Annotated in this window: 25 protein-coding genes; 15 read left to right on the plus strand and 10 right to left on the minus strand. The window is 72.2% G+C overall.

Annotation, left to right across the window (positions count from 1 at the left end; translation table 11 throughout):
* The first annotated feature begins 21 nt into the window (after positions 1 to 21).
* From ACZ6TV_RS22500 to ACZ6TV_RS22510, 3 genes are all read left to right on the plus strand, one after another.
* Positions 22 to 1,005: an ABC transporter permease gene (locus ACZ6TV_RS22500; RefSeq protein ID WP_465299166.1), complete on the plus strand. Its 984-nt coding sequence runs from the start codon at positions 22 to 24 to the stop codon at positions 1,003 to 1,005.
* Positions 1,002 to 2,018, plus strand: a complete 1,017-nt coding sequence (locus ACZ6TV_RS22505) for an ABC transporter permease (RefSeq protein WP_465299167.1) — start codon at positions 1,002 to 1,004, stop codon at positions 2,016 to 2,018. The genes ACZ6TV_RS22500 and ACZ6TV_RS22505 overlap by 4 nt, the downstream gene beginning before the upstream one ends.
* Positions 2,019 to 2,221: 203 nt before the next feature.
* Positions 2,222 to 3,505: a nitric oxide synthase oxygenase gene (locus ACZ6TV_RS22510; RefSeq protein WP_465299168.1), complete on the plus strand. Its 1,284-nt coding sequence runs from the start codon at positions 2,222 to 2,224 to the stop codon at positions 3,503 to 3,505.
* Between the two features lie 10 nt (positions 3,506 to 3,515).
* Here ACZ6TV_RS22510 and rocD read toward each other — a convergent pair whose 3' ends face one another.
* From rocD to ACZ6TV_RS22525, 3 genes are all read right to left on the minus strand, one after another.
* A complete protein-coding gene (gene rocD / locus ACZ6TV_RS22515; RefSeq protein WP_465299169.1) occupies positions 3,516 to 4,727 on the minus strand; it encodes an ornithine--oxo-acid transaminase in 1,212 nt (403 codons plus the stop codon).
* Positions 4,728 to 4,901: 174 nt separating this feature from the next.
* The gene (gene ddaH / locus ACZ6TV_RS22520; RefSeq protein WP_465299170.1) at positions 4,902 to 5,693 is read right to left on the minus strand and encodes a dimethylargininase; all 792 of its coding nucleotides are present in this window, start codon (positions 5,691 to 5,693) and stop codon (positions 4,902 to 4,904) included.
* Between the two features lie 162 nt (positions 5,694 to 5,855).
* On the minus strand, positions 5,856 to 6,071 hold the full coding sequence (locus tag ACZ6TV_RS22525) for a hypothetical protein (RefSeq protein WP_327008940.1): 216 nt from the start codon (positions 6,069 to 6,071) through the stop codon (positions 5,856 to 5,858).
* Between the two features lie 142 nt (positions 6,072 to 6,213).
* On the opposite strand from ACZ6TV_RS22525, the gene ACZ6TV_RS22530 reads away from it, so the two are divergent.
* The 4 genes from ACZ6TV_RS22530 to ACZ6TV_RS22545 are packed head-to-tail and all read left to right on the plus strand — an operon-like array spanning position 6,214 to position 8,212.
* Positions 6,214 to 6,588, plus strand: a complete 375-nt coding sequence (locus tag ACZ6TV_RS22530) for a hemerythrin domain-containing protein (RefSeq protein WP_465299171.1) — start codon at positions 6,214 to 6,216, stop codon at positions 6,586 to 6,588.
* Positions 6,589 to 6,610: 22 nt separating this feature from the next.
* Positions 6,611 to 7,210, plus strand: coding sequence for a nucleotidyltransferase domain-containing protein (locus ACZ6TV_RS22535; RefSeq protein WP_465299172.1), 600 nt, complete (start codon positions 6,611 to 6,613; stop codon positions 7,208 to 7,210).
* A 10-nt stretch (positions 7,211 to 7,220) separates the two neighbouring features.
* The gene (locus ACZ6TV_RS22540; protein ID WP_465299173.1) at positions 7,221 to 7,466 is read left to right on the plus strand and encodes a hypothetical protein; all 246 of its coding nucleotides are present in this window, start codon (positions 7,221 to 7,223) and stop codon (positions 7,464 to 7,466) included.
* Positions 7,463 to 8,212 (plus strand): metallophosphoesterase family protein, encoded by a 750-nt coding sequence (locus ACZ6TV_RS22545; protein ID WP_465299174.1) that lies wholly within the window; start codon positions 7,463 to 7,465, stop codon positions 8,210 to 8,212. Before ACZ6TV_RS22540 ends, ACZ6TV_RS22545 begins: the two co-directional genes overlap by 4 nt.
* Positions 8,213 to 8,243: 31 nt before the next feature.
* Here ACZ6TV_RS22545 and ACZ6TV_RS22550 read toward each other — a convergent pair whose 3' ends face one another.
* Positions 8,244 to 9,068 carry an RNA polymerase sigma factor SigF gene (locus ACZ6TV_RS22550; RefSeq protein WP_465299175.1) on the minus strand — a complete coding sequence of 275 codons (825 nt, stop codon included), beginning with the start codon at positions 9,066 to 9,068 and terminating at the stop codon, positions 8,244 to 8,246.
* A 208-nt stretch (positions 9,069 to 9,276) separates the two neighbouring features.
* The gene (locus tag ACZ6TV_RS22555; protein WP_465299176.1) at positions 9,277 to 10,536 is read right to left on the minus strand and encodes a glycosyltransferase; all 1,260 of its coding nucleotides are present in this window, start codon (positions 10,534 to 10,536) and stop codon (positions 9,277 to 9,279) included.
* Between the two features lie 285 nt (positions 10,537 to 10,821).
* Here ACZ6TV_RS22555 and ACZ6TV_RS22560 point away from each other — a divergent pair, with 285 nt between their 5' ends.
* A complete protein-coding gene (locus ACZ6TV_RS22560) occupies positions 10,822 to 13,284 on the plus strand; it encodes a SpoIIE family protein phosphatase (RefSeq protein ID WP_465299177.1) in 2,463 nt (820 codons plus the stop codon).
* A gap of 37 nt (positions 13,285 to 13,321) precedes the next feature.
* Here the strand turns inward: ACZ6TV_RS22560 and ACZ6TV_RS22565 are convergent, their stop codons facing one another.
* Positions 13,322 to 13,939, minus strand: coding sequence for a hypothetical protein (locus tag ACZ6TV_RS22565; protein WP_465299178.1), 618 nt, complete (start codon positions 13,937 to 13,939; stop codon positions 13,322 to 13,324).
* Between the two features lie 98 nt (positions 13,940 to 14,037).
* Between ACZ6TV_RS22565 and ACZ6TV_RS22570 the strand changes: the two genes are divergently transcribed.
* The 3 genes from ACZ6TV_RS22570 (at position 14,038) to ACZ6TV_RS22580 (ending at position 17,791) form a co-directional block, all read left to right on the plus strand.
* Positions 14,038 to 16,317, plus strand: a complete 2,280-nt coding sequence (locus tag ACZ6TV_RS22570) for a TRAP transporter permease (protein ID WP_465299179.1) — start codon at positions 14,038 to 14,040, stop codon at positions 16,315 to 16,317.
* On the plus strand, positions 16,314 to 17,318 hold the full coding sequence (locus ACZ6TV_RS22575; RefSeq protein ID WP_465299180.1) for a TAXI family TRAP transporter solute-binding subunit: 1,005 nt from the start codon (positions 16,314 to 16,316) through the stop codon (positions 17,316 to 17,318). The genes ACZ6TV_RS22570 and ACZ6TV_RS22575 overlap by 4 nt, the downstream gene beginning before the upstream one ends.
* Before the next feature lie 131 nt (positions 17,319 to 17,449).
* Entirely contained in the window at positions 17,450 to 17,791 is a 342-nt protein-coding gene (locus tag ACZ6TV_RS22580) for a hypothetical protein (RefSeq protein WP_465299181.1), read from the plus strand.
* A 1,807-nt stretch (positions 17,792 to 19,598) separates the two neighbouring features.
* Here the strand turns inward: ACZ6TV_RS22580 and ACZ6TV_RS22585 are convergent.
* Positions 19,599 to 21,923, minus strand: coding sequence for a M28 family peptidase (locus ACZ6TV_RS22585; RefSeq protein WP_465299182.1), 2,325 nt, complete (start codon positions 21,921 to 21,923; stop codon positions 19,599 to 19,601).
* Positions 21,924 to 22,075: 152 nt separating this feature from the next.
* Here ACZ6TV_RS22585 and ACZ6TV_RS22590 point away from each other — a divergent pair, with 152 nt between their 5' ends.
* Positions 22,076 to 22,456, plus strand: a complete 381-nt coding sequence (locus tag ACZ6TV_RS22590; RefSeq protein WP_465299183.1) for a DUF6401 family natural product biosynthesis protein — start codon at positions 22,076 to 22,078, stop codon at positions 22,454 to 22,456.
* 47 nt (positions 22,457 to 22,503) lie between these two features.
* On the plus strand, positions 22,504 to 23,073 hold the full coding sequence (locus tag ACZ6TV_RS22595; protein WP_465299184.1) for an AMIN-like domain-containing (lipo)protein: 570 nt from the start codon (positions 22,504 to 22,506) through the stop codon (positions 23,071 to 23,073).
* On the opposite strand, the gene ACZ6TV_RS22600 is transcribed toward ACZ6TV_RS22595, so the two are convergent.
* Genes ACZ6TV_RS22600 through ACZ6TV_RS22610 form a run of 3 tightly spaced genes read right to left on the minus strand, consistent with a single transcriptional unit; the run spans position 23,070 to position 24,189 of the window.
* On the minus strand, positions 23,070 to 23,348 hold the full coding sequence (locus ACZ6TV_RS22600) for a Smr/MutS family protein (RefSeq protein ID WP_465299185.1): 279 nt from the start codon (positions 23,346 to 23,348) through the stop codon (positions 23,070 to 23,072). The two genes, ACZ6TV_RS22595 and ACZ6TV_RS22600, sit on opposite strands and share 4 nt — an antisense overlap.
* Positions 23,349 to 23,353: 5 nt before the next feature.
* A complete protein-coding gene (locus ACZ6TV_RS22605; protein ID WP_465299186.1) occupies positions 23,354 to 23,737 on the minus strand; it encodes a rhodanese-like domain-containing protein in 384 nt (127 codons plus the stop codon).
* Positions 23,734 to 24,189: a cysteine dioxygenase gene (locus ACZ6TV_RS22610; RefSeq protein WP_465299187.1), complete on the minus strand. Its 456-nt coding sequence runs from the start codon at positions 24,187 to 24,189 to the stop codon at positions 23,734 to 23,736. The genes ACZ6TV_RS22605 and ACZ6TV_RS22610 overlap by 4 nt, the downstream gene beginning before the upstream one ends.
* A 145-nt stretch (positions 24,190 to 24,334) precedes the next feature.
* Between ACZ6TV_RS22610 and ACZ6TV_RS22615 the strand changes: the two genes are divergently transcribed.
* Positions 24,335 to 25,288, plus strand: coding sequence for an ATP-binding cassette domain-containing protein (locus tag ACZ6TV_RS22615; RefSeq protein WP_465299188.1), 954 nt, complete (start codon positions 24,335 to 24,337; stop codon positions 25,286 to 25,288).
* Complete coding sequence (locus ACZ6TV_RS22620) at positions 25,285 to 26,076, plus strand: ABC transporter permease (RefSeq protein WP_465299189.1); 792 nt, start codon at positions 25,285 to 25,287, stop codon at positions 26,074 to 26,076. Before ACZ6TV_RS22615 ends, ACZ6TV_RS22620 begins: the two co-directional genes overlap by 4 nt.
* Positions 26,077 to 26,153: the final 77 nt, after the last annotated feature.

Genomic DNA, 26,153 nt, shown 5'->3' on the forward strand with positions numbered 1-26,153 from the left:
CCCGGAACGGAGTGAGGACGCATGACCGCGCCCACCCTGTCGAAGAGCGACGAGAAGCCCCGCGCCGGGTTCGACGCCGCCACCGTGCGCCGGCTGCTGCCCGCGTACGGGGTCTACGTCGCGCTGGCCGTCCTCGTGCTGTTCAACATCGTGTACACCGACAACTTCCTGGCCTGGAACAACTTCCGCATCCAGCTGGTCCAGGTCACCCCCGTCGTCATCGTCGCGCTCGGCATGGCCCTGGTCATCGGCACCGAGGGCATCGACCTGTCCGTCGGGTCGGTCATGGCGCTCGGCGCCGCCCTCATCCCCCTGTACCTCGGGTACGGGATGGTCCCGGCGATCCTCCTGGCCGTCGTCGGCGGCCTCGTCGTCGGGCTCGTCAACGGCAGCCTCGTCGCGTTCGTCGGGCTCCAGCCGATCGTCGCGACCCTCGCCATGCTCGTCGCCGGGCGCGGCGTCGCCCTGGTCGTGTCCGACGGCAAGTACAAGGACATCCGCGACAAGGACTTCCTCGCCATCGGCACCGACGCGTTCCTCGACGTGCCGTACACGGTGTGGATCGCCGCCGTCCTCGCCGTGCTCGTCGGGTTCGTCATCCGGCGCACCGTGTTCGGCCGGCGGCTCCTCGCGATCGGCGACAACCGGGCCGCGGCGCAGCTCGCCGGCGTGCCCGTCAAGCGGGTCCTGATCACCGTGTACGTCATCGCCGCCGTGCTCGCCGCGGTCGCCGGCGTGATCCAGGTGTCGCGGATCGGCTCCGCCGACGCGTCCCGCATCGGCCTGCTCATCGAGCTGTCCGCGATCACCGCCGTCGTCGTCGGCGGGACCCCGCTGACCGGCGGGAAGATCCGCGTCCTCGGCACCGTCGCCGGCGCGTTCCTCATGCAGCTGCTGACCGCGACGATGATCGCCAACAACCTGAAGGACTCGACCGCGCAGATGGTCCAGGCGGTCATCATCCTGGTCGCGGTCTACACGGCCCGTGAGCGGAGGACCCGATGAGCCAGACGCTGGTCACCCCCGACGCGACGGTCGAGAAGGCCGAAGCGGCCTCGATGCGCACGGAGCGGATCGTCGAGCTCGTGCAGCGGCAGGGCGCCCTCGCCGTGCTCGGCATCGTGATCGTGGTCGGGCTCTTCGCGTACGACAACTTCCGCAGCTTCGACAACGCCGGCACGGTGCTCGTGTCGGCCGCGCCGGCGGCGCTGATCGCGCTCGGCATGACCTTCGTGATCATCTCCGGCGGGATCGACCTGTCCGTCGGCTCGCTGTACGTGCTCGGCGGGGTCCTGGCCGCGTGGGCGTCGCAGTACGGCGTCGTCGCCGCGTTCGCCGCGCCGCTCGTCGCGTGCGGGCTGTTCGGCCTCGTCCAGGGGCTCGTCATCGCCTACGCGCGGCTGGCGCCGTTCATCGTGACCCTGGCCGGGCTGCTCGGCGCGCGGGGGCTCATGCTCGCCCTGTCCGGTGAGGGCCGCACCACGTACCTCGTGGACGCCGGCGCGTTCAAGGACTTCGGCAAGGGCGAGCTGCTCGGCGTCAAGTACTCCGTGTACCTGGTCGTGGTGCTGCTCGCGATCGGCATGGTAGCGCTGTACCGCACCCGCTTCGGGCAGTCCGTCTACGCCCTCGGCGGCAGCGAGGACGCGGCCCGGCTGATGGGGGTGCGCATCCGCGGCACCCAGATCCGCGTCTACGTCCTGTCCGGGCTGCTCGCCGGGCTCGCCGGGGCGATCAACGCGGCCCGGCTCGGCTCCGGCGTCACCGTCCTCGGCACCGGCATGGAGCTCGACGCGATCGCCGCCGTCGTCATCGGCGGCACGCTGCTCACCGGCGGCGCCGGCACGCTCGGCGGCACCATCGCCGGGGTGCTGCTGCTGCAGGTCATCCAGAACCTGATCAACCAGGACGGCGGGGTCACGTCGGCCTGGCAGACGGTCATCAGCGGGGCGTTCATCGCGCTCGTCGTCGTCGCGCAGACCTACCTGGCGAAGCTGCGGCGGGTCGCCTCCGGGTAGACAAATCAGGCTTTTCGGCCTTTTGGGCACTCCGGTCGGTACGTTCGGCCGGAGTGCCCTTGCCGTTTGCACCTTGCATCCCTGACTCACGGACATGTCCCGCACACGGTGTGCGACTCTGCCCCGGGTGAGGCACCGAACATGAACTCCTTGCCGCGTCGGAACTACCCCAGAGGCGTCACCGTCGGCGTTGGGAGGTCAGTGTGAGCGTGCCTGGATACCGCGACACTCCAGGTCAGCAGTGGGATCCGCACCTACCGGTGGATCTGCGGGAGGCCGAGGACTTCCTCGACCAGTACTACCGCGAGAACCCGCAGCGGGGCGACAGCCGGGAACGCCTCGCCCGCGTCGCCGACGAGATCGCCGAGACGGGCACCTACACCCAGACCTACGCCGAGCTCGTCTTCGGCTGCCGGGTCGCCTGGCGCAACGCGAGCCGCTGCATCGGCCGCCTGTACTGGCGCAGCCTCGTCGTGCGCGACCTGCGCAAGGTCAGCGCCCCCGACGAGATCTTCGAGGAGCTCGTACGGCACCTGCGCCTCGCCGGCCAGCGGGAACGCAACGTGATCCGGCCCGTGATCTCCGTCTTCGCGCAGCATGTCCCGGGCCGCGACGGCGCCCGCCTGTGGAACGAGCAGCTCATCCGCTACGCCGGGCACCGCCAGGCCGACGGGCTGGTCACCGGCGACCCGCGGTACACGCAGTTCACCGAGACGCTGCAGCAGTACGGCTGGCGCGGCAAACCCGACAACCCCTTCGACGTGCTCCCCATCGCGATCGAAGCCCCCGGCGGCGACGTGAACCTCTACGACCTGCCCGAGCACGCGGTCTGGGAGGTGCAGATCGAGCACCCGACCCTGCGCTGGTTCGCCGAGCTCGGGCTGCGCTGGCACGTCGTCCCCGCGATCGCCAACATGCGCCTCACCATCGGCGGCGTCGACTACCCCCTCGCCCCGTTCAACGGCTGGTACATGGGTACCGAGATCGGCTCGCGCAACCTCGCCGACGCCGACCGCTACAACCTGCTGCCGGTCATCGCCGAACGGATGGGCCTGGACACCAGCACCGAACGCTCGCTGTGGCGCGACGGCGCGCTGCTGGAACTGAACCGCGCCGTCCTGTGGTCCTTCGACCAGGCGGGCGCCCGGATCAGCGACCACCACAGCGAGTCGGAGCGTTTCCTCGCCCACATCGCCAGCGAGGAACGCGCCGGCCGCGAGGTCCCCGCCGACTGGAGCTGGATCGTCCCGCCGATGAGCGGCGCCGCGACCGGCGTGTTCCACCGCTACTACCACGAGGCGGACCAGCGCCCCGCCTTCTACCTCGACACCGACGCCCGTGAGCTCGGCCGGCGCGGCCGCTCCCCGGTCGTCCCGCAGGTCCCCGACGAGCCGGCCGCGTGCCCGTTCCACGAGGCCGCGGCGGCGCCCGGTGAGGGACCGGTGGACCAGCGCGGCTGGTTCGGCCGGCTGTTCCACCGTCCCTGACCGGCGGGCCTCAGGCCTTGAGGACGGCCTCCAAGGCGTCGACGGCGACGTCGACGTCCTCGGTCGTCACCTGCAGCGGCGGGGCGAGGCGCAGCGTCGAGCCGTGGGTGTCCTTGGCCAGGACGCCCCGGGCCATCAGCGCCTCGCACGCCTGCCGGCCGGTCATCAGGGCCGGGTCGATGTCGATGCCGGCCCACAGGCCGCGGCCGCGCACGGCGGTGAGGCCGTTGCCGACCAGGGCGTTCAGGCGCCCGTGCAGGTGGGCGCCGACGGTCCTCGCGTTCGCCTGGTACTCGCCGGTGTTCAGCAGCCCGATGACGGCCCGGGCCACCGCGCACGCCAGAGGGTTGCCGCCGAACGTGGAGCCGTGCTCGCCGGGGCGCAGGACACCCAGGACCTCCCGCGAGGCGGCGACCGCCGACACCGGCACGATGCCGCCGCCGAGGGCCTTGCCCAGCACGTACATGTCGGGGATCACCGGCGCCGAGGCGAACGTCTCGCCGGTGCGGCCCAGACCCGACTGGATCTCGTCGGCGATGAAGAGCACGTCGCGCGCCGAACACAGCGACCGCACGCCCGGCAGGTAGTCCGCGGGCGGGACGAGGACGCCGGCCTCGCCCTGGATGGGTTCGATGAGCACGGCGACGGTGGTGTCGTCGATCGCGTCGGCGAGCGCGGTCAGGTCGCCGTACGGCACGATCCTGAACCCGGGCGTGTACGGGCCGAAGTCGGCGCGCGCGTCCTGGTCCGTGGAGAAGCTGATGATCGTCGTGGTGCGGCCGTGGAAGTTGTCGGCCGCCACGACGATCGTCGCCTGGCCGTCGGGGACGCCCTTGACCTTGTAACCCCACTTGCGGGCCACCTTGATCGCGGTCTCCACGGCCTCGGCGCCGGTGTTCATCGGCAGGACGAGGTCCTTGCCGCACAGCGCCGCGAGCTCCTCGCAGAACGGGCCGAACTGGTCGTGCAGGAACGCGCGGCTGGTCAGCGTGACCCGGTCCAGCTGGGCGTGCGCGGCGGCGACAAGCGCCGGGTGCCGGTGGCCGAAGTTGAGCGCGGAGTAGCCGGCGAGGCAGTCCAGGAAGCGGCGGCCGTCGACGTCGGTGACCCAGGCGCCCTCACCGGAGGCGATGACCACCGGCAGCGGGTGGTAGTTGTGCGCGGTCCATCGTTCGGCCCGCTCGACCGCGGGAGCGGTGAAACCCGATACGAACGTGGTCATGCCGCCACCTCCGCTTCGCTCCGGCGTCGGCCTGACCCGGACACTGCGCTGATGATGCCCAGCCCTACGCTGCGCTCCGGCCTGGTCATGCCGCCACCTCCGCTTCGCTCCGGCGTCGGTCCGACCCGGACACTGCGCTGATGATGCCCAGCCCTACGCTGCGCTCCGGCCTGGTCATGCGCGCACCTCCAACGTGCAGCACTTCGGTCCGCCGCCGGCCTTGTGCAGTTCGGACACGTCGACCGGCACCGGCTGGAACCCTTTCGACGCTAGCTCCCCCGCCAGCCGGGTGGCGGCGGAAGGCAGGACGACCCGGTGGCCGTCGCTGACGGCGTTGAGCCCGAGGACGGCGGCGTCCTCGGCGGTGGCGATGACGGCGTCGGGGTACAGCCGGCGCAGCACCGCCTGGCTGCCGGGCGAGAACGCGCCCGGGTAGTAGGCGACGTTGGTCGGCGACAGGACGGTCAGCGCGGTGTCGAGGTGGTAGTAGCGCGGGTCGACCAGCTGCAGCGTGATCACGGCCCGGCCGAACAGCTCCTGCACCTCGGCGTGCGCGGCGAGCTCGGTGCGCAGGCCGGTGCCGGCGAGGAGGTGCTCACCGGCGAGGAGGATGTCCCCCTCGCCCTCGTTGACGCTCTTCGCGGCGTGCACGTCGAAGCCGTTGCGCTCGAACCAGGCGAGATAGGCGGGGCCCTCGTCGGCGCGCTCGGGGTGGCGGAACTGGGCGCCGTAGACCTTCCCGTCGACGACGGTGGCGCCGTTGGCGGCGAAGACCATGTCGGGCAGGCCCGGGATCGGGTCGATGAGGTCGACGGTGTGGCCGAGCGACAGGTAGAGCTCGTGCAGCCTGGTCCATTGCGCGACGGCGAGGCCGGCGTCGACGGGCGCGGTCGGGTCCATCCAGGGGTTGATCGCGTAGTCAACGGCGAAGTGCGTGGGTCGACACATCAGGTAGCGACGGCTCATGCGTCCAAACCTAGGCGCGGCACGCCCGGCGTTCCATTGCGGAAAGCTGCTTCTTGTCGTCGTTTTCTTGTCTTGTACGACAGACATCCGGCGATTCGTTGCGCAGCGACCCGCAGCGGGCGGCCCTTTCGAGGCCGCCCGGAGCCGTCCGCGGAACGCGGGTCAGCGCAGCTCGCGCCAGTCGCCGGGCTGGGCGAGCAGGCCCGAGACGCAGTCCATCGCGGGCTCCTCCGCGTCGAACTCGTAGGTGCGGGCGCGCCCGTCGGCGCCGCCCTCACGCGACTCGACCCACCAGTGACCGGCGTCCTCGAAGAGATAGACGTCGCGGCGGGCGAGCCGCCCCCAGGTGCCGTTCCACCAGTGCTTCCTTCGCTCCATGAGGAGATATTCGAACACACGTACCAACCCCGATGGAAGCCCGCCACGCCCATATCGATCAGGTCGGCTGTGTGACGGTTAGCCGGGTGGCGGGCAGGGTACGCCAACGCATGCCTGAGCCACGGAACCTGGGGAGCTGACCATGGAGCAGGATCTCGTCGGCCTGCTCGTCGCCGAACACCGCCGGCTCGAGTCGCTGTTCGCGGAGATCGAGACGGCCGGGTCGCCGGACACCCGCCGGGCCGCGCTGCACGCCGCGATCGCGATGCTGGCCGGGCACACCGCGACCGAGGAGCGGCTGCTGCACGCGCACCTGCCGGCCGAGCTCGCCGACTACGAGGCCGCCGAGCACCGCCGCATCGACGACCTCGCGGCCCGGCTGACCGCGCTCGACGACGCCGACCCGGCGTTCGGCACGCTGCTGCCGGCGCTGCTGGAGGCGGTCCGCGAGCACGTCCAGGAGGAGGAGACGGAACTCTTCCCGCGCCTGCCGCAATCGGTGCGTGTGACGCAATGACCTGACGGGTAAGCCTCTGTTCATGGCAGTTCCGGAAGACAGGCAGCCGCTGATCGCCACGCTGAAACGCGCGGCGTTCCACTTGAAGGACTCGGGCATCCCGTTCTGCCTGGCGGGCAGTTTCGCCGTCTACGCGCGCGGCGGCGAGTCCGTCGACCACGACATCGACTTCCTCATCAAGGCCGAGGACGCAGAGCGGGTCCTCACGGCCCTGGCCGAGGTCGGGTTCCGCGGCGAGGTGCCGCCCGAGGGCTGGCTGGTGAAGGCGTTCGACTCGGTGGGCGACGAGGACAACCTCATCGACTTCATCTTCTGCCCGGTGCAGCGGCCGGTCACCGACGCGACCCTCGCCGACACCGACGTGATCGCCGTCAACGCCTGCCACATGCCGGTGCTGTCGGCGACCGAGCTGATGATCCACAAGGTGCTCACGTGGTCGGCGCACTACTGCGACTACGCGCGCGGGCTACCGGTCGCGCGGTCGCTGCGGGAGCAGATCGACTGGCCACGGGTGTACCGGGAAACGGCACACTCGCCGTACGCGCATGCTTTCCTGTTCTTGATCGACCGCCTCGGCGTCATGTCGCTGGACGAGACCAGCGCCCTCGCCGCTTCCCTGTGAGGAGGCACTCGTGATCATCGACCAGCACGTGGAGAGCGAGCTGCACCAGCTGCTCATCGAGGACGCCCGCATCGCCGAGCAGGGCATCCGCGTGGTCCGCACCGAGGACGGGGTCGGCCTCGTCGGCGAGGTGGAGAGCGCCGAACGCCGCGACCTGATCTGCCAGGTCGTCCACGAGGCGTTCCCCGACCTGCCGGTGCACTGCAACATCGGGCTCACCAGGGTCCACGAGCCGCAGGACGTGGAGGAGCTATGACGTTCGACGAAGGTAGCGTCAGGGTCGCCGCGGTCGGCGACGTCCACCTCGACGCGGATGTCCTCGGCCGGTACCGGCCGGCGCTGGAGCACATCGGCGACAAGGCCGACATGCTGCTGCTGGCCGGCGACCTGACCCGGCACGGCACCGCCGACGAGGCACGCTGCGTGGCGCAGGAGTTCGGCGGCCTCCCGGTGCCGGTGATCGCGATCCTCGGCAACCACGACCACCACTGCGACCAGCCGGCCGAGGTGACCAAGGTCCTCCAGGACGGCGGGATCACCGTCCTGGAGTGCACCGGCACCGTCCTGCGGGTCGGCGACGTGCGCGTCGGGATCGCCGGGACGAAGGGCTTCGGCGGCGGGTTCGCGGGCGCGTGCGCGAGCGAGTTCGGCGAGCCGGAGATGAAGGCGTTCACCCGGCACAGCCGCGAGCTGGCCGAGCGCTTCGGGGTCGCCCTCGCCGGCCTGGACGCCGACGTGCGGATCGCGCTCACGCACTACGCGCCGGTGCCGGAGACGCTGCTGGGCGAGCCCCTGGAGATCTACCCGTTCCTCGGTTCCTATCTGCTGGCGCAGGCGATCGACTCGGCGCCGGCGGTCGGGCTCGCCGTGCACGGGCACGCGCACGCCGGATCGGAGCGGGGGACGACGCCCGGCGGGGTACCCGTCCGCAACGTCGCCCACCCGGTGATCAAGCAGGCGTACAACGTGTATCAGCTGTCGTCGGTGCTGGCACCCGCGTAGCGGCACCGCCGGGGCGGCGCCGCGGCAGCCGCTACGGCGGCGTGACCAGGGCGCCGCGCAGGTGGGTCAGGGCGTGGGCGAGCAGGCGGGACACGTGCATCTGGGAGATGCCGAGCCGGTCGGCGATCTGCGTCTGCGTCATGTTGCCGAAGAAGCGCATCGCGATGATCCGCTGCTCGCGCTCCGGCAGCTGCGCGATCAGCGGCCGCAGCGACTCCCGGTCGTCGACGGCCTCCAGGTCGCGGTCCGTGCCGCCGAGCAGGTCGGCGAGCTCCCCACCGGCCTCGTCGCCGCCGCCCGCGGGCGCGTTGATGGACAGCGCCCGGTAGGCGTGGCCGGACTCGATGCCCTCGATGACGTCCTCCTCGCCGACGCCGAGCTTCGCCGCCAGGTCCGCGACGGTCGGCGAGCGGCCGAGCTCCTGCGCGAGGTCGCCGGACACCTTCGAGATCTCCAGGCGCAGCTCCTGCAGGCGGCGCGGGACCCGCACGTCCCAGCCCTTGTCCCGGAAGTGCCGCTTGAGCTCGCCGACGATCATCGGGATCGCGTAGCTGGGGAACGCGGCGCCGCGGGCCGGGTCGAACCCGTCGACGGACTTGATGAGCCCGACGTTCGCGACCTGGTGCAGGTCGTCCAGGGGCTCGCCGCGGTTGCGGAAGCGCCGGGCGAGGTATTCGGCGAGCGGCAGGTGCAGCTCGATGACGCGGTCCCGGACCCGGTCGCGGGCGGCCCCCGCGGGCAGCTGCGACAGGAGCGTGAGCAGCCCGCGCGACTCGGCGTCGGTGTCCTTGCCGGTGCGGGTGCGGGTGCGGGACCTGGAGGTGGGCGTGACTGGACGGTGAGCGGTGACGGTCATGGGGGATCCCCCTGCCAGCTGCCGCGGCCGCCCGCCATGGACGGGGGCAGGGGCCACGTGAGGATGTCGCCAGCAGACGCCTCGGTCTCGAGCGCCCGGCGCACGCCCGCCGCCGGCGACCGCGACTGTTTGACGATCGCGCCGATCAGCCGTTCAGCTGATGTTGCGGGTCATACAAACGTACGCCTGGCGCTCGGTGATGACAAGGTTACGAAGCGACGTCGGTGAGTGCCTCGTCGTCGGCGTCCGCGTCGGCCTCGGCGTCGGCGCCCACGTCACCGGCGCCGGTCACCGCCCGGTAGACCCGTTCGACGTCGGTCGCGGTGCGGTCCCAGGTGTACCGGGAGCGGACCCGGTCGATCGCAGCGCTGGCGTAGCTCATCCGGCGCACCTCGTCGCCGAGCAGCCCGCGCAGCGCGCCGGCCATCGCCGGCACGTCCCGGGGCGGCACGAGCAGGCCGGTGACGTTGTCGATGACGCTCTCACCGATGCCGCCCACCTCGTACGCGACGACCGGCACCCCGCACGACATGGCCTCCAGCGGGGTCAGGCCGAACGGCTCGTACCAGGGGGCGCACGCGAGGACGTCGGCGGAGCGGTACCAGCCGGGCAGCTCCTGCTGCGGGACGGCACCGACGAGCCGGACCCGGTCACCGACCCCGAACCGGTCGGCGAGCTCCATCAGGCGGCGGGCCTCGGGGTCACGGTCGATCCGGTCCGGTGCCGGCCCGCCGACGACGACGAGCTCCGCGCCCGGGACCCGGCGCAGCGCCTCGACGAGGTCCGCGAAGCCCTTGCGGGGCACCAGCGGCCCGACGCTGAGGATGCGGCGCATGCCGGGACGCAGGTGGTCGGCACGGGGACCGCTCGGCGCGAACAGCTCACCGTCCACGCCGGACGGGACGATCACGGTGTCGGAGCGGCGAATCCCCATCCGGCCGAGCTCGCCGACCTCGTCCTCGCACTGCGCGACGACACGGTCGGCCATCGTGCCGAGGGTGCGCTCCAGGCCGACCCGCGAGTCGGGGCTGGTGTCGTGGTCCTTGAGCAGCCGCCGCTTGACGGTGCCGAGCCCGTGGTACGTCTGCACGACCGGGATCCGGTGCTCGGCGGTGGCGGTGAGGGCGGCGAGGCCGCTGAGCCAGAAGTGGGCGTGGATGACGTCCGGGCGGACCGCCTCGTCGCGCCAGTGCGCGGCGAGCCACCGCCCGAAGTCCCCGACGTGCGGCAGCAGGGCGTCGGTGGGCAGGTCCTCCGCGGGTCCGGCGGGCACGTGCTCGACGGTGAGACCGGCGGTCCTGACCACGTCGTCGGGGGCCGCGGCGGCGCGCCGGGTGTAGACCCGCACGTCGTGCCCGCGCCGCCCGAGCGCCTCCGCGAGGGCGGTGACATGGGTGTGCTGGCCGCCCGTGCCCGAGCCGCCGAGCGCCAGCGGGCTCGCGTGCACGGACACGACAGCGATCCTCAACCCGCACCCACCCACGACGAAGATGCCTCCTGCACCGCGCGCACCTCCACCTGGCCGACTGCGCTGACCTGCCAACGCCCCTACCCGGGCCGGTTGGTGGTAAACATCAACGGTCGAGTCGCAACCGGCTCGGGTGACACCGGGGCCCGCTCCGGGTTCACGACGGGGTTCAGCAGCACGGGCGAGGATGTGGAGGGCATGGTGGCCAAGCCGTCGGGCACTGGTCGGTCGGGTGGCGGGGCGTCCCCTGCGTCCGCACAGGCGCCTGCGCAGGCCGCCGGGCAGGTGCCGGCCGAGGGGGGCAGCGCCGAGCCGGCCGAGGCCCTCGCCGCGCTCGTCGCGAAGCTGCGCGCCGAGCTCACCGGCGTCCGCACCGCGATGCGCAACCGGGCGGTGATCGAGCAGGCCAAGGGGGTGCTCGTCGAGCGCCTCGGGGTGAGCCCCGACCAGGGGTTCGACCAGCTGGTCCGGCTGTCGCAGCGCACCAACATCAAGCTGATCGAGGTCGCCGCCGCGATCGTCGGCACCACCTCACCCGACCCGGACGCACCCGATGTGGTGAATCTCATCGACGACGAGCTGCGCCAGCACGTCGCGCGCAGCCGCACCCGGACGGCCCAGCCCTCCTCCGCGACGGACGTGCCGCCACCGGCCGCCGAGAAGCCCCGCCGGCGGGCCAGCCGCAGCCCCGAGGTCGAGGCGCTGCAGTCGCAGCACCAGCTGCTCAGCGCCCGGATCGCGGCCGCCCGCGGCTACGACGAGATCGCCGAGGTCCTCGGCACCGCGCCGACGGCGTGGCCCCCGCCGACCTCGATCATGATCACGCTGCTCGACCCGGACGGCGCGCAGCGCGGCGTCGGCGCGTTCGGCATCGCCGGCGAGGTCCGCAGCCGCTGGTCCCGGATCCCCCCGGACCCGGCGCTGCCGCTGGTCGTCGCCGTCCAGGAGGTCGAGACGATCTGGCTCGTCGGCGGCGACGAGGTCACCCGCCGGTTCCCGGTGATGGGCCAGCTGCCGTTCAGCGGCGACACCGTGCTCGCCTCGCCGCTGATCTCCGGCGAGCGGGTCCTCGGCGGGATCATCATGAGCTGGGCCGACGGCCTCCCCGACGGCGACGAGCTGCGCCGGTACGTCGCGGCCCTGCTGGAGCCCGTCGCCCGGCAGGTCAACACCCTCATCGGCGACGAGATCGCCAGCGCCTGGTTCCACGTCGAGGGCGAGGAGAGCGCGCAGGCCGCCCCCGCCCAGGTGTGGCTGCCGACCGTCGTCGACGTGCTGCACAACCCGGCGGCGCTGCTGTCCCCCGTCACCGTCGACGGGCAGCTCGTCGACTTCCGCGTCGAGTACGCCAACGTCATGGCCAGGCAGGTCCTCGCCACCGCCCGCGTCGACCCGGACGAGGCCACGCTGCTCGCCGCGTATCCGACGCTGGGCAGCGCGACCCTGCTGCCGGAGTTCGCCCGGATGCTGCAGGACGGCCAGCCGCGCCGCCTGGAAGGGCTGCGCGCCGACCCGCGCACCGACGGCGTACCGACGACGCAGACCATCTCCGTGCACGCCGTGCGGCTGTGGGACCGGGTGTTCGCCGTGTGGCGGATCGCGACCGAGGCCGACCTGCTCTACGACCAGCTCCTGCAGGCCGAGCGGATCGCCGGCGTCGGCTCGTTCTGCTGGGAGCTGCGCGACCCCGAGCCGCGCTGCTCCCCCGAGCTGATCCGGCTCTTCCACGGCGGCCGCGACGCCGCCCGCGTCCCCGTCGACGAGCTCACCGCCAGCGTCCACGCCGACGACCTCCTCGCCGTCCAGGACGCCGTCCGGCGCACCATCGTGGAGGGCAAGCACCTCCTCGCCGAGGTCCGCGGCGCCGGCCGGGTCAACGGCCGCCGGCTCCGCCTCACCGCCGAGCCCCTCTTCGACGACACCGGCAACGTCAACGCCGTGCGCGGCACCGTCCAGGACGTCACCGAGGAACGCGCCATCGAGGCCCGGCTGCGCCGCGCCGAGGAGGCCCTCGCCGCGCAACGGCACCGGGTCGCCGACGAGCGCCGCGCCGCGCAGGCCCTGCAGAAGGCCCTCCTGCCCACCGACCCCGAGCTCGGCCACATGCAGGGCGTCGAGATCTGCGGCCACTGCCGCTCCGCGGACCGCGTCGGCACCGTCGACGGCGACTGGTTCGACGCCACCTCGCTGCCCGACGGCGGCACGATCCTCGTCCTCGGCGACGTCGACGACCGCGGCCTGTCCTCGATGACGACGGCGGCCCGGCTGCGGTACGCGGTCCGCGCGTACGCCGCCCTCGACATGTCCCCCGGCGACATCCTCAGCGCCGTCAACGGGATGCTCTGCGCGATGGAGGTCGAGCACACCGCCTGCCTGGTGGTCGCCCGCTACTCCCCCTCGACCCGCGAGCTGCGCTGGGCCGCGGCGGGGCAGGTGGCGCCCATCCGGTACACCGCCGCCGGGCAGGGCACCGTGCTCTCCGGCCCCCTCGGCCTGCCCCTGGGCGAGGTGACCGAGATGCGCTACTCCGACACGACGGTGACCCTGGACCCGGGCGACCGCGTCCTGCTGTACACCGGCGGGCAGGCCCGGGTCGACCGGCGCCGCGGCGGTGGCCTGGACCTGGTCCGCCGGGCCGGGGAGCACATCGACCTGAGCGACTTCGACGCGGTGGTCGAACACCTCGTCAAGAGCCTCAGCGTGCCCGACGACGAGGACGTCTGCGCCATGCTCGTCCACGTGCCCTGACGCTCCCGCTGCTCCCGCTGCTGCGGCAGCCGCGGGGTCAGGCGGTGCGGGTGTCCCAGTCCCAGGGCAGGCCCAGGCCGTCGAAGCGGCCCAGGGCGTCCCGGTGGCGGGCGGCGATGACGACCCGGTCCGGACCCAGGTGGGCGAGGAGGTCGTCGTCGCCGTAGTAGCGGGTCTCCGGCGACGGCCAGCGCCACAGGGGGTCGTCGAGCTCGCGGAGGCGGAGCCTGACCTGGCGGAGCTCGTCCGGGGCGGGTGACATGCAGACGAGGCCGTGCAGCGGCGTGTACGTCGCCTCGTAGACCGCGGCGTACACGAGGAACCTCGACAGCGGCAGCCCCGTCCCGACCGTGTCGTTCTCGATCACCTGCGGGTCGGCGGCGCCCGGCACGTACGAGTACCAGTCGTCGATCCCCGACCAGAAGCGGACCAGGCCGGACGACCCCGACCCGGACCCGTGCAGGTCGGCGGGCGCGGTCATCACGTGGTCACGGCTCAGCGGCAGCGAGTACCTGGCCGCGACCCGGTGCCACTGCGCCAGCGGCTCCGGCATGTCGGGCAGGTCGAGGGTGCTGCGGGGGCGGTCTGGCAGGCCGTACCAGCGGGAGACGAAGCGGCCGAGGCTGTCGTCGGCGATCACGTCGAGCTCGTACACGCCCCAAATCATGCCTGGTGACCCACCGTTGCTCATTCGCGACCAAAAGCTAAACCATCATGGTTACGAATATTCATGAAATCTTGTACTCTCCGCCCGTGCCGGAACCTGAAGAAGCCCGGCCGGGCGTGGTGGAGACCGCCCCGGAGACCACGGAACCCGTCTCCCAGCAGCCCGCCGCCCCGAAGGCCACGAGCCCTGCCGCCTCGAACGTGACGGAACCCGCCGCTCCGGACGCCGTGCAAACGCCGGACGCCGCTCAAACGCCGGACGCTGCGGAAACACCGGACGGCGCGGATGCCGCCGACGGCGCGGCCGTGGAGGACGTGGACGCGACGCTCAAGGACGAGAGCGTCCGGGAGCTCGCCGCGCAGTTCGAGGACGAGAAACCGGGCCGGCGCCTCGGCGGACCCGTCGAGGCAGGGGTCACCGTGGTCGCCGCGGCCTCGGCGCTCCTGGTCCTGTGGCAGGTGTTCCGCCCCCTGGCGCAGGGCGGCCAGTACTACCTCGCGTTGTTCCTCACCGGCGTGCTGCCCTTGGTGTTCGTCGTCTACCCGTCGGGCATCAGGTTCCGTCGCGGCACCGCGGCACGTCCGGCCGCCGGTGGTCGTACCGACGCGGAGAACGACAACCGCAGCGGCGGACCGAGCCCGGTGGACTGGCTGCTCGCCGCGGTGACCGTCGCCGCGTGCGCGTATCCGCTGCTGCCCTTCGCCAGTGGCGGCTACAACGCGTTCATGGACCGGCAGGGGCAGCTGGACCCGCTCGACGTGGCAATGGGCACCGCGCTGCTGCTGCTCGTCGTCGAGGCGTGCCGGCGCACGACCGGCTGGGTGCTGCCCGCCGTCTGCGGCCTGTTCCTCGCATACGACTACTACGGCGGCTACCTGCCGCAGACCTGGTCCCTGGCGCACCTCGGGCTCGACTTCGACCAGATCGTCGACGCGCTCTACAACTCGCAGAGCGGCTTCTACGGAACTCCGCTGGACGTGGCGGCCTCCTACATCGTGCTCTTCACCATCTATGGCGCCGTCCTCGACGCGTCGGGGGCGGGCGCGTTCTTCGTGGAGCTGTCGGTGGCGGCTTTTCGCAGGTCACGCTCTGCCGCGGGGCGCACCGCCGTCGCCTCGGGCTTCCTTCTCGGAACCGTATCAGGCTCTGGAGCCGCCACCACGGTGAGTATCGGCGCGGTCACGTGGCCGATCCTGCGGCGCGCCGGATACCCCGCGGACCGCGCCGGCGGCATGCTCGCCGCCGCCGGCGTCGGGGCGATCCTGTCCCCGCCGACGCTGGGCGCGGCCGCGTTCATCATCGCCGAGTACCTCGACGTGTCCTACCTGTCGGTGCTCGGCTGGGCGACCATCCCGACGCTGCTGTACTACCTGGGCATCCTCCTCGCCGTGGAGATCGACGCCCGCCGCTTCGGGGCGCGGCCGGTGCGGCTGCGGGTGCGGTCGCCGTGGAGGCTGCTGGGCCGGTTCGGGTACCACTTCGCGTCGCTGCTGGTGATCATCGTGCTGCTGGCGCTGGAGCAGCCCGCGACCCGCGCCGTCATCTACGCGACCGTCCTCGCGGCGGCGCTCTCCTTCCTCGACCGCCGGCACCGGCTGACCCCGTGCCGCCTGCTGGAATCCCTCGCCGCAGGGGTCCGGGGTGTACTGCCCGTCGTCGCCGTCTGCGTCGCCGCGGGCATCATCACCGCCAGTACCACCAAAACCGGCCTCGGACCGCAGATGTCGAGCCTCATGGTCGACTGGGCGCAGTCCCTCGCCACTGGGCACACGGCGGTCATCGCGTTGACGGCCGTGTTCGCCGCCGTCGCGCTGACCCTGCTCGGGCTGGCGGTGCCGGTGACCGCGTCGTTCATCATCGGCTGGGTCATCATCGGCCAGGCCCTGCTGAACCTCGGCATCGACGAGCCCGCGACGGCGATGTTCATCTTCTACTTCGCGGTGCTGTCCGAGGCGACGCCGCCGACCGCGCTCGCGTCCGTGGCCGCCGCGGCCGTCACCGGCGGCAGGGTCTTCCCCACGATGTGGCAGACGCTGCGGTACGCCCTGCCCGCGTACCTCGTGCCGATCGCCTTCGTCGTCACACCGGCGGGCCGTGGACTGCTCGGCTTCGGCGGCTGGGACGACATCGCGTTCGCGTTCACGGCGTCGGCGCTCGGGGTGTTCGCGCTGTCGGTCGCCGCGGGCGGCTGGATCCTCGGCGTCGGCCGGGCCGGCGCGGTGCCGCGCGTCCTCGCCGGTCTCGCCGCCCTGTCCCTGCTGTGGCTCTCCCCATGGACGGTCGCCACCGGCGTCGCACTGCTGCTGGCGGCTCTTGTTGCACGGTTCTTTTCGGAGCGTCGTTTCCCGAAGGAGGAATCTGCGTGAAGTCCCGGATCCTGCTCGTCGCACTGCCCCTGATCGCGCTGGCCGGCTGCGGGGGCCGGCAGGACGCGAACACGAAGGCGACCGACACCGCCGCGGCGATCACCTGCGAGGTCACCGCCGACACCCGCATCTCCATCGCGACCGGCAACACCACCGGCGTCTACTACGTCGTCGGCAACGCCCTCGCCACCCAGGTCACCAAGGCCACCAACGACAAGGTCAAGGCGACCGCCGCCGAGACCAGCGCCTCCGTCGCCAACATCCAGGGCCTGGACAAGGGCACGTACCAGGTGGCGTTCTCCCTCTTCGACAGCGCCACCGACGCCGTGCAGGGCAAGGCCGCCTTCGACGGCAAGCCGGTGAAGATCGCCGCGCTCGGCCGCATCTACGACAACGCCACCCAGGTCGTCGTCCGCAAGGATTCCGGCATCACCTCCATCGCCTCGATGAAGGGCAGGCGCATCTCGACCGGCTCGCCCAACTCGGGTACCGAGGTCATCGCCAAGCGCATCCTCACCGCCGCCGGCCTCAACCCCGACACCGACATCCAGCCGCAGCGCCTGGACCTGCCGAAGACCACCGAAGCGATGAAGACCGGCGCGATCGACGCCTTCTTCTTCTCCGGCGGCCTGCCCACCGGCGGCGTCACCGACCTCTTCACCACCAGCGCCGACAAGGTCCAGCTGCTCGACCTCGGCAGCCTGCTCGCGGAGATGCAGAAGCTCGGCCCCGCCTACCAGGAGGGCACGATCCCCGCCTCCGTCTACAAGACCCCCGCCGACGTGAAGACCATCGTGGTCCCCAACGTCCTGCTGGTCCGCGAGGACATGGACGCCAACCTCGCGTGCGTACTGACGAAGACCCTGGTCGACAAGCGTGAGGACCTCGCCAGGGCGAACGCCGCCGCCAAGGGCATCACCCTCGAGACGGTCCGCAAGACCGACCCGGTCCCCCTGCACCGCGGCGCGGTGGCCGCCCTCGACAAGGCCGGCGCCAAGTAGCCGACGTGACACCGCGGGCCGCTCCGGCCGGAGCGGCCCGCCGGGTTATCCAGCCAGGTTATCCAGCCGGGTTATCCACAGGAAGAAGATCTTGCTTCCGTGGGGGTGTGGTGGCTCGTACCGTCGGAGGTATGAGTGCGGCGGTCACGATCGACGATGTGTGGCGGGTCCACGGCGACTGGAAGGCGATGCGGGAGGCCGCCGTGCGCCTGCGCGAGGAGCGCCACGCGACCGCCGACGCCCTGCGCAGGTCGGCCGCCCTGCTCCGGCACGGTCAGGAGCTGCTCGGCGCCATCCTCGACCGCGTCGACGTCCCGATGACCCTGCACGACGACGGCCGCCTGACGTTCTACCCGGCCGACGCCGCCGACCTCGAATCCCTGCGCCGGGCCGAACTCGCCGCCCGCGAGATCCAGGCCGCCCTGTCCACCATCCTCGCCCAGCACCGCGCCACGGCCGACCACGGGCACTGACGTCTGCGGTTTGCTCACGACGCCCGCCCGGACCGCCGCGACCCCACTGTGGCGGCGTCCGGCTGGGCAGTTGAAGGGTTCGTCTTCGACTTGGGGCACCTCGCCCGCCGGGACACGACCGACGGCTCACCACCTTGCCGGCCGCGCGAAGCGGTTTGCGCCGGACACCTCTTCGCCGCGTCGGGCGACCGGGGCGATCACGTGCCGACTGGGGTCCGCACGAGCACACCGAACGACACGGCGGGCGGCTCGCAGCCCCGTCCTGCCCACAACCCGGTGGATCGCCGGAGTGCTGATCCACCGGGTTCTGCCAACCGATCATCACCATGCCGGCCACGCCGAGGTGGACGGGCGGCCCCACCGAACGGGCCACGGGTCCGGGCGACGAACCCGCGGCTCAGCTGAGCGCGGACCGCGCAGTGGAGCGAACACCGCCGCGGCACCCCGTCGCACCACATGCGGGTCAACTGTCGATGCGTCGGTTGTGCGGCGAGCCGACGCTCCCGCAGTGCGCCGTCGTTGATCCGGAAGAGTTTGTGTAGCCAGGGGTGCACAAAGTCTTCCGGATCATGGCGCGGGGCGGGTCAGGCGGCGGCGGTTGATGATCTGCGCCGCCCGAGGACCTCAGATCGCGACGCGGTGGACCTGCTGGGTGGGGTGTTCTCGGCACCTGTAGCGGCCGGCTGGGATCGGGTCGGTTGCCTGGGCGGGCTCGGCGTCGCCCCACTGCAGATCTCGGCCTGGGTGCATGAGCATCCGGCCGACGCGGCCGAGCGAAGCAGGAAGCGGCAACGGCAGGCGAGCCACCGCGCCAGCCGCGACGGCGCACATGCCACGGTGCAACCCGGCGGCCGCGACCGCACACGAGCCACCGCACGCCCCCGGCAAACCACTACCGCACACGAGCCGCGCACGCCTCGGCAAACCACGACCGCACACGAGCGGCCGGGCAGTCGGCGAAACGCGACGGCACACGCGTCGCCACGCGGCCGCGACGACTCACACGCCACCGCGTACTCCGGCAACCACGACCTCATACGTGCCGCCACGCCAGCCGCGACCGCACACACGCCAGTGCGCAACCTGGCGCCCGCGACACACGAGCCGTCAGGCAGTCGGACAGTCGGGCAATCGGCGATGGGGCAAGTCGGCGAACGCGACTGCACACGAGCAGCCGGGGATCGGCGAACGCGACATGAGCTGTCAGGACGGGCAGGGCGACCATGGCAGCACGGGAGCGCGACGGCACAGGAGACCGACCTGGAAGCGGACGCCCCCCGCCGCGCCGGGGACCGGTATGGAACAGGGCGGCGCGGTGGTGGCTGGGGCGGAACAGAGCCGAGCACACCCGAGCAGGGCACACCCGAGCAGGGCCGAGCAGGCCCAGGCGGCCCGAGCAGAGCCGAGCAGCCCGAGCGCGCCTGAGCAGGCCGAGTAGGGCACGCCCGGGCAGGGCCGGGCGGAGCCGAACGCCCGGGCAGGGCCGAGCGGCCGAGCCGAACCGAACGCCCGAGCCGAGCCGAGCAGGACCGAACGGCTGGGCAGAGCCGAACGCCCGACCAGGACCGAACGCCCGACCAGGACCGAACGCCCGACCAGAGCCGGGTGACCCGAGCAGCCCGAGCGCGCCCGAACACGCCTGAGCAGGTCGAGTAGGGCACGTCCGAGCAGGCCGGAGCAGGAATCCCGAGCAGAGCCGAACGGCCGACCAGAGCCGGCCGACCAGAGCCGAGCGGCCGAGCAGAGCCGAGCGGCCGAGAGAGCCGAACGGCCGAGCGGAGCCGAGCAGAGCCGAACGGCCGGGTGGTCAGATGGTGGTTGTGGTGGCCACGGCGGCGAGTTCGCTGGAGTGGCTGCCGAAGATGCCGACGGACGGGGGGCGGGGGGTGAAGCCGGGCAAGGTGTCCAGGCCGTCGCTGCCGTCGACCAGGCGGAGCTTCAACGGGCCCGGGCCCTGCAGGACGAGGGTGACCTCGATGCCGTCGGTGGGTGGGCCGTGGAAGACGACGCCGAAGCGGTTCTGGTCGGTGAGGAACGGCACGGCGGGGCGGCCGGCGACGGTGGCCTGCTGGACGCGGTGGGAGCCGACCTCGCCGTAGAAGGAGACGAAGCGGACCGGGCGCTGGGAGGCGAGGCGGAACGTGACGGTGCGGCGGTCGCCGGTGGTGGTGTCGGACAGGACGGTGGCGGTGGGGGCCGGGAGCGGGGCGGCCTGGGCCGGGCCGACGGACAGGTCGCCGGCGGGCAGGACGGGGAAGAGCTCGTCGAGGGAGCGGTGGTCGCGGACGTAACGCGAGGTCCAGGCGCCCGGCGACCGCTCCAGGCTGACCCAGGACGCGGTGCCGGTGTCGCGGTCCAGGGCATACATGAGGTGGGTGGGCTCGGGGTGGCCGGGGTCGAAGCGGTCCGCGACCATGCCGGTGGTGGTGCAGGCCAGGGCGGCCACGAGCGCCACGAGGGCGGGGGCGGCGCCGAGGACGCGGTGCCGGTCGGCGCCGGCCGGGCGGAACAGGGGCTCGAACGCGGGCAGGGCGGCGAGGCCGAGCAGCACGGCGAAGAGCGCGGGGGCGGCGCCGGTGGCCAGGCCCAGGGCGGGGAAGAAGAGGGCGACGGTCGGGGCGAGGATCAGCACGGCGACGCCCGCGCCGGCGGTGAGGACGGCGGTCGCGAGCCAGGGGCGCGGCACGTGGAGCGCGGCGATGCCGGCCAGGGCGCCGAACAGGGCGGGCAGCGCGACGAGATAGGAGCCGCCGGGGATCGCGGCGGCGAAGACCAGGCCGAGGACGGCGAGCAGGCCCAGGGCGCCGGTGGCGAGCGGGACCGGGCCGAGCCGGCGGCGGGTGAGGGCATACCAGGCGAGCAGGACGGCGGCGGTGAGCGCGACGACGCCGAAGCGGAACCAGGTGGGCCTGGCCGGGTCGAGCAGCTCGCCATAGCCGGGGCGGATCGCGACCAGCAGCGTCCACAGCAGCTGGGCGGCGACGGCGACGGCGATGAGCGGCACGAGGGCGAGGCCGAGGCCGGCGAGGCTGCGCGGGACCGAGGTCAGGCCGCGGCGGCGGGCCAGGAACACCAGCGCGGCGACGGCGATCAGGGCGAGGGCGGCGATCGGCCAGGTGAGCGCCGACGGGTAGCGCACCAGCAGGCCGGCGAACGGGAAGTAGACCGCGTCGCCGGAGGCGGGGCGCAGCAGCGGCGGCAGGTCGGCGCCGCCGAGGGTGCGGGTGAGGGCGAGCGCGTTGTCGCCGTGGTGCTGGAGGCTGGCCCTGTCCATCGTCGACGGCCGGTCGAACGGGCTGTGATAGACGCTGGAGCCGTCGATGTAGGCCGTGTTGAGGCCGGTGAAGCGGGACTGCCCGAGGAACGGGGTGAAGTCGGTGTCGTTGGACAGCAGCCGGTAGACCTCCACGGCGAGGCTGGTGCCGACGGGGTGCGGGGTGCGGGCATAGACGTCGATGAGGTCCGCGTTGCCGACTGAGGTCTGGAACATGACGGCGGGGCCGCTGCTGCCGCGGGCCTCGAAGTTGAGCACGACCGACGGCTTCTGGCCCAGCGGGTGCAGGCTGACGAACGCCTCGGCGCCGCACAGGCAGGCCTCCTCGGCGTCGGTGAACAGGAACACGACGTCGTTGCGCGGCGGGGCGCCGGTCGTCATCGCGCGGGCGACCTCCAGCAGGGTGCTGGTGCCGGCGCCGTCGTCGTTGGCGCCGAAGCTGACCTGGACGGAGTCGTAGTGCGCCATGAGGACGACCTGGCCGGTGGAGGCGGAGCCGGGCAGCACCGCGACGACGTTGCGGACGCGGGCCATGCCGCCGTCGCCGAACTTGCCCGCGTTGACCCCGACGGCGTCCTGGACCTCCGGGCGCAGGCCCAGGCCGGTGAGGGTCGTCACGATGTGCTCGCGGACCCGGTCGGCGGCGGGGCTGCCGGTGACGTGGACCTCCTGACCGACCCGCTCGACGTGGGTGAACGCGCGGGCGGCGGAGAACTCGCCGGTGGGCGCCGACGCGGGCCGGGGCGCCGGCGGCTGGACGTCGGCGATGCCGAGGAACGCGAGCAGCGCGAGGACGGCGAGGGCCGCGGCGGCCGTGAGGGTGCGCCGCGGCGGTGCGGCGAAGGAACGGTCGGACAAGGGGTGCCTCCTGGGGGGTGAGCACATTCTGCACGCCGCCACCGACAAAAAACGCCGGGATGTCGCCCGTACGGAGTGCAGTGGGTCATGAACGGGTGCCGGATGGTTGTTGGGGGTCCCAAGCGGCTCCGGACTGCCTAGCGTCATCGTCCATGAACAACGAACGCACCCCCGCCGCCCCGGCCGCCTTCGACGCCGGCTACCTGGCCACCGCCGAGCTCGACGCCCGTTACTACCTCGACCAGGTGATGGCCATGGTCGGCGTCGACGGCCTGGTCGAGGCCCTGGCGCAGCCGTTCCTGCTGGCGAAGGTCGACCAGCACGCCGCCGCGGTCCGGCAGAGCATCACCGCCGCCGGCAAGGCCATCGACTCGATCTCCCTGGCCGGGTACGCCCGCAGCGTCATCGCCGTCCACCAGCGTCACGGCCGGCCGCTGCCCACCCCGGACACCATCGACTGGACCGACGCCGACTGGACCGTCCTGCGCCTGGTGTCGGTCTGCTCGCTCGCGGACGCCGCGGACGCGTTCTGACGCGGTCCGGCAGACAACCGGACAACCCATACGCGCGTCGATAGGCCATGACTCGCCTGCCCGCACTCGCCCTGATCGTCCTGCTCGCCGCCTGCACCCCGGAAGTTGCCGGGACGAGAGGAACACCGGCCAGCAGATCACCTGAGACAAGTACACAAGCCGCGAAATCAAGCACACGAGCCACAAAAGGCACCTGGAGCACCAAGGTCAGCGTCGACCACACCCCGGCCGTCCCCCCGGTCCCGGTCCTGGTCGAGGTCCGTGCCGGTGACCACGCCGCCGAAGGCTTCGAGCGGGTCACCTTCGCGTTCCGGGGACCCCTGCCGTCGTACACCGTGAACATCACGAAAACCGTCGTCAGGGACGGATCCGGAGCCACCGTCGACCTGCCCGGCGACACGCTGCTGAGCGTCGTGTTCACCCCGGCGGGCAGCGAGGCCGGCACCGGACGCGAGGCCGTCGGCTTCCGGCGGCTGCTGGTGTACGAGCAGGTCGGCGCCTTCGAGGGCTACGTCACCTACGGCATCGGCCTGAAGGGCAAGGACGCCCACTTCCGCACCGGCGAGAGCACCCGCCCCGACGGCACCCATGTGGTCGCCTTGGACGTCGAGGTCTAGCGCCGCCCGCGACCGGTCGACTCGTTCCACCGGAAGTGCACGAAGAGCCGCCCGAAGTTGTCGGAGTCCTTCTCGACCCGGTGGTAGAGGGCCTTGATCTCGCGCTGGTCCAGGAAGCGCAGGACCCGCTTCTTCAGCGCCCCCGAGCCCTTGCCGGGGATGATCTCGACGAGGGTGGCCCGCTTGGCCACCGCCTCGTCGATGATCGACTTCAACGCGCGGTCGATGTCGCCGCTGCGGTTGAAGATGTCATGCAGGTCCAGCTTCAGCTTCACGCACCCTAGTTTGCCACCGCCGCGGCGACCGGCAGGCCCGCCCGCTTCCACGCCTGGAAGCCGCCGGCCAGGTCCGTGGCGAGGTGCAGGCCGAGGTCCTGCAGCGCGGCGGCGGCGAGCGAGGACGTGTAGCCCTCGGAGCAGAAGACGACGACGGGCAGGTCGTAGCGGTCGGCGACGGGCAGCCGCGCGTCGCTGCGGGGGTCGAAGCGCCACTCCAGGACGTTACGCTCGACGATCAGCGCGCCGGGGATCTCGCCTTCGGCGGCCCGCTGCGCGGCGGGGCGGATGTCGACGAGGACCGCGCCGTCCGGGACCTCGGCGGGGGTCACCCGGGTCAGCCGCTCCCGCGCGGAGGCCAGGATCTCGTCGATCGAGCGGCCGCTCACCAGTCCGCTCCCGCCTGCTGGACGGCCTCGACGGACAGCCGGCCCTCGTGCAGCCGGTAGCGGGTCATGACGGTCAGCGCGGGACCGTACGCGTGGATGGTGACGGCGGGGCGGGTGCCGGCGTTGACGACCCGGTGCACGTGGTGGGCGCCGAAGCGGCGGCCGGACCCGGCGGTCATCGTCGTGTTGAGCAGTGAGCCGTCCCGCACGGTCTGCTCGACGACCTCGCCGGACACGACGGTGAAGGCGCCGGCCGAGCCGCCGTGGTCGTGCAGGTCGGTGGCCTGGCCGGGCAGCCAGGTGAGCAGCCACACCTCGTGGTCGTCGGCGGTGTACAGCTTCCCGTACCACCGCGTGCGCGGGTCGTAGCGGGGCTCGAACGGCCAGGAGGCCGGGTCCTCGGCGTGCCAGCGGGCGACGGAGAGCAGGTCCGTCCGGGTCGAGACAGTCATCGCAGATTCTCCAGTATTCGCATCTACTTAGTAGGAATTACTACCACATCGGGCCGCCGTGTGCGACGGGGACAGGCGGATGTGCGCGAAATGACAGCGGTGTCGGGCACCCTGACGGAGGACACACCAAAGGGGGAACGTCACCATGAGCTTCGCTTTCCAGGCCACCGGCCTGGTCAAGCGCTTCGGCACGACCACCGCCCTGGCGGGCGTGGATCTCGCCGCCGAGCCGGGCACCGTGCTCGGGGTCCTCGGGCCCAACGGCGCCGGCAAGACCACCGCCGTGCGCATCCTCGCCACCCTGCTGCGCCCCGACGCCGGCACCGCGACGGTCGGCGGCCACGACGTCGTCAAGCGGCCCGCCGAGGTCCGCCGGATCAGCGGGCTGACCGGCCAGTTCGCCTCCGTCGACGAGGACCTGACCGGGACCGAGAACCTGGTCATGATCGGCCAGCTGCTCGACCTGCGCCGCACCGACGCCAAGCACCGGGCGGCGCACCTGCTCGCCGAGTTCGACCTCAGCGAGGCCGCCGACCGGCAGGTCAAGACCTACTCCGGCGGCATGCGGCGCCGCCTCGACCTGGCCGCGAGCCTGGTGGGGCGGCCCGCGATCGTCTACCTCGACGAGCCGACGACCGGCCTCGACCCGGCGAAACGCGAGGACGTCTGGAACATGGTCCGGGCGCAGGTGCGGGAGGGCACCACGGTGCTGCTCACCACGCAGTACCTGGAGGAGGCCGACGCGCTCGCCGACGAGATCTCCGTGATCGACCACGGCAAGGTCATCGCGCACGGCACGCCGGCCCAGCTCAAGCACATCGTCGGCGGCCAGACGATCAGCGTCCGCCCGGCCGACCCGGCACACATGGGCATCGTGGAAACGATTCTGACGAAAGCCGCGAACAACGCCGTCGAGTCCCGCGGCCGCGGCGTGCTGTCGGTGCCGGTCAGCGACGCGAAGGTGCTCGGCACCGTCATCAGAAGCCTGGAAGAGCAGGGCGTCGACGTGATCGAGCTGTCGCTGCACCTGCCGAGCCTCGACGAGGTCTTCTTCACCCTGACCCGTGGCACCGACAAGAAGCAGGAGGTGACGGTGTGACGACGCTGACCGCGGCCGTCCCGGGACGCCCGTTCGGCCTCGTCAGGCACAGCCTGGTGATGGCCAGGCGCAGCCTGATCAAGACGATGCGCACGCCGGAGCAGCTGCTCGACGTGACGCTGCAGCCGATCATCTTCATCGTCCTGTTCGTGTACCTGCTGGGCGGCGCCATCGCCGGGTCCCGCCACGACTACCTGCAGTTCCTGCTGCCGGCGCTGATGGTGCAGAACGTGCTCTTCGCGTCGGCGCCGACCGGGGTCAGCCTCAACACCGACATCAAGACCGGCGTCTTCGACCGCTTCCGCAGCCTGCCGATCGGCCGGTCCGCGCCACTCATCGGCGGTGTCCTCGGCGACATGATCCGGTTCGTGGTGTCGATCGTGGTGATGCTCGGCTTCGGGTACGCCCTCGGCTTCCGCTTCGGGACCAACCCCCTGGCGGTCCTGGCGGCGTGCCTGCTGGTGATGTTCCTGGCGTTCAGCTTCAGCTGGATGTTCGTGCTGCTCGGCATGCTGGTCAGGGAGCCCGGCGCGGTCCAGGGCCTCGGCTTCGTGATCATGTTCCCGCTGACGTTCGGCACCAACGTGCTCGTCCCGACGAACACGCTGCCCGGCTGGCTGCAGGCGTGGGTGAAGGTCAACCCGGTCGCCGACGCGATGCAGGCCGCCCGCGGGCTGATGGTCGGCGGCCCGGTCCTCGACGCGGTCGTCAAGACCGTCCTGTGGTCACTGGGCATCCTCGCGGTCTTCGCGCCGCTCGCCGTCCGCGCCTACCGCCGCAAAGCGTGAGATGAGCTCCAGCGGCGGGGGGGGGGGGGAGGGGAGGGGAGGGGGGGGGGGGGGGGGTGGGGGTGTGGGGGGGGGGG

It is taken from the genome of Dactylosporangium sp. NPDC051087 (assembly GCF_055586325.1).